Below are 2,742 nucleotides of genomic sequence, written 5' to 3' on the forward strand. Positions count from 1 at the left end.
CGCCGGACGGCCCTCGGGACGGGCCGGACCGGGGCCGCGCCAGGGCGCTCGACGTCGCGGCCACCACCGCGAAGAGCAGCACGGACGCGATGTTCCCCGCGCCGCCGACCTGCAGCGCGACCTCGCTGCCGTGCAGGTCCCCGCCGACGACGCGGATCAGGAGGGTCACGTGCAGCAGCGCTGCCGGCAGGTACATCACCCACCGGTAGGGCAGCGGGCGGCCGAGCACGGCCGGCAGGATGATCGGCGCGTGGGCCATGATCATCGCGAGGGTGAACCCCAGGAACACGGCGTGCACGACGGCGTCGTAGGCCGCCCCGGCCGTGATCGGGCCGAGCAGGGCCCACAGGGCTCCCGCGAGCGCGAGCCAGGCGTACCCGACCAGCAGGTTGACCGCGACGAAGCGGGGCAGCCCGGTACCGCGCACCGTGCGGCGCGCGACGTCATGCACCACGAGCCAGCCCACGATCGCGAGCAGGCCGAGGCCCAGGGCGACGGTGGCCCCGGGCCACAGGGTCGCGACGGGGATCGCCACCAGGGTCGTCGACGCGAGCAGCAGGACCGCGCGCTCGGCACCCGGCGTGATCGAGCCGACCCGGGACAGCTCGACCCGTTCGCCCACGATCGTGAGCACGACGAAGCCGGCGAACCACGGGACGAGGACCGGTACGGGGGCGCCGGCCCACCAGAGCAGGGCCGCGCCGAGGGCGAGCACCGCGGCCCAGACCTGGATGGCGAGGGCTGGGCTCCCCTGCCGACGCCACAGCCCCAGGTAGACCAGCACGAGCATCGCGGCCCCCGCCACCACCAGGGCGTGCCCGAGGCTCAGCGGCAGCGGGCTGACCAGGGCCAGCGCGCCGAGGCCGAGCAGGGCCGGGGCGCCCATCGCCCAGGGGGCACGCAGGGCCACCGCCCGCTCGACGGCCACCAGGGTGCCGACGAAGCCGAGCACGAGCAGGCCACCGTGCAGGGCAGGCAGGCGCTCCGCGGCGACCGGTGCCGGGAGGCCCAGGAGCATCAGCGCCGCGTCCAGGCCCGCGAGGAGGGCGAAGCCTCCGAGCAGCATCACGCCGACTCGGGGGAGGTTTCTCACGCCTCTTACCGTAGAAACCCCGAGGCCCTCCACCCGGGCCGAAGGTCCCAGGCCAGGGTCAGGAGCCCACGGCGCCAGCGCTCAGAAGCCGGCTCCCATGCGCTGCCGGAGGGCCTCGGTCCGGTAGCCGTCGAGCCGGGACGCGACCTCGTCGGCCGCCCGCCGGTCGCGGGTACGGACCTCGCGCCGCTCGACCCGGAGCTCGGCCCGCTCGCTCAGCTCGAGGACGATCGTGCCCCTCAGCCGACCGAGCCGCAGCACGGGGAGCCGGAGGCGGACAGCACGGGTGTCGATGGTCAGGACGGTCATGTCACTGCTCCTGCTCGGTCTGGTCGTCTGCGCGGTCGGCCGCCAGGTCGTCCCCCGCAGGACCGAGGTCCTCGGGGTTGACCGCGGCGAAGAGGTGACCGAGGCGCGCGCCCTCGGGGCGGGTCTCGGGGGCGGCACGCCGGCCGCTGAAGGGCTCGGCGAGGGCGTTGACCGCCGCGACGAGCTCGCGCATCTCGTCCGGCGTGGCCCAGAAGCTCGCGGTGGTGACGGTCACGGTGTCCTGCCACTCGGCAGGCATCGTCTCCTGCCGCGCGATGAAGTCACGGATGCGGTCGGCCTCGCGCAGGACAGTCAGGCCCACCAGCTCGCCGATCGCGCGCAGCGAGGCGGGGTTCTCCGGGTCGACGTCCAGCCGGCGCCCGCCCTTGCTCACCGGCCGCCAGGGCTTCTCCCTCCCCCGCGGCTCGGCCGGCTCGATGAACCCCGCCTTGGCGAGGGTGCGCAGGTGGAAGGAGCAGTTGGCGACCGTCTCCCCCGTGCGCTCGGCGCACTGGGTGGCCGTCGCCTCGCCGGCACCGTCGAGGTAGTCCAGGAGGTCCATGCGCAACGGGTGCGCGAGGGCGCGGATGCGCTCCGGGTCGGTGATGATGGGACGGTCGGCGGGGCTCATGCGACGACCCTAGAACGCGCAACACCTCTTTCGCAATAGTTCTTGCGCAAGAAATGTTGCGCGTTCGCCTCGGATCGCCGCGGGCCTGGGCTCCCTCAGCCGGGCAGCGTCGCCCGCACGATCGCGCCGTGCATCCCGGGGCGCACCTCGTGCGTGAAGGTGACCTCGGGGTCGACGAACCCCGCCGCCACCAGCCCGTCGAGGTACTCCTCCCGGGACAGCGCTCCGGCCAGGCACCCGGCGAAGTCGCCGCGCTCGGACCGGTCGGCCGGGGTCAGGTGGTCCTCGGCGACCATGTCCGACAAGCCGATCCGACCCCCGGGAACCAGCACCCGGGCCATCTCGGCGAGGACGGCAGGCTTGTCGACCGAGAGGTTGATCACGCAGTTCGAGATCACGACGTCGACCGCGTCGTCGGGCAGCGGCAGCGCCTCGATCCGACCCTCGAGGAACTCGACGTTGGTCGCCTGCGCCTCCGCGGCGTTGGCACGGGCGAGCTCGAGCATCTCGGTCGTCATGTCGACCCCGTAGGCGAAGCCGGTAGGGCCCACCCGTCGGGCCGAGAGCAGCACGTCGATCCCACCGCCCGAGCCGAGGTCCAGCACCCGCTCCCCGGCGCGGAGGTCGGCCACGGCGGTCGGGTTGCCGCAGCCCAGGCTCGCGAGCACGGCGGCGTCGGGCAGCTCCGCGGTCGCTCCGCCGTAGAGCT

Annotated in this window: 4 protein-coding genes; all 4 read right to left on the reverse strand. The window is 74.2% G+C overall.

Features of this window, described 5'->3' with window-relative positions:
• Positions 1 to 1,093: hypothetical protein (locus tag L0B03_RS16180; RefSeq protein WP_250447785.1), on the reverse strand; the 1,093-nt coding region annotated here is incomplete at its 3' end.
• Between the two features lie 81 nt (positions 1,094 to 1,174).
• The gene (locus L0B03_RS16185; protein ID WP_250447787.1) at positions 1,175 to 1,402 is read right to left on the reverse strand and encodes a hypothetical protein; all 228 of its coding nucleotides are present in this window, start codon (positions 1,400 to 1,402) and stop codon (positions 1,175 to 1,177) included.
• Position 1,403: 1 nt separating this feature from the next.
• Positions 1,404 to 2,033, reverse strand: coding sequence for a helix-turn-helix domain-containing protein (locus L0B03_RS16190; RefSeq protein ID WP_250447789.1), 630 nt, complete (start codon positions 2,031 to 2,033; stop codon positions 1,404 to 1,406).
• Positions 2,034 to 2,128: 95 nt separating this feature from the next.
• A partial coding sequence (locus L0B03_RS16195) for a methyltransferase domain-containing protein (protein WP_250447791.1) occupies positions 2,129 to 2,742 on the reverse strand: 614 nt, incomplete at its 5' end.

Source organism: Actinotalea sp. C106 (genome assembly GCF_023630195.1).
Taxonomy (GTDB): domain Bacteria; phylum Actinomycetota; class Actinomycetes; order Actinomycetales; family Cellulomonadaceae; genus Actinotalea.

What these genes read in the sequence shown, in the direction of transcription:
- L0B03_RS16185 (WP_250447787.1), bottom strand. Translation starts at nt 1,402, where the DNA reads ATGACCGTCCTGACCATCGACACCCGTGCTGTCCGCCTCCGGCTCCCC.
- L0B03_RS16190 (WP_250447789.1), bottom strand. Translation starts at nt 2,033, where the DNA reads ATGAGCCCCGCCGACCGTCCCATCATCACCGACCCGGAGCGCATCCGC.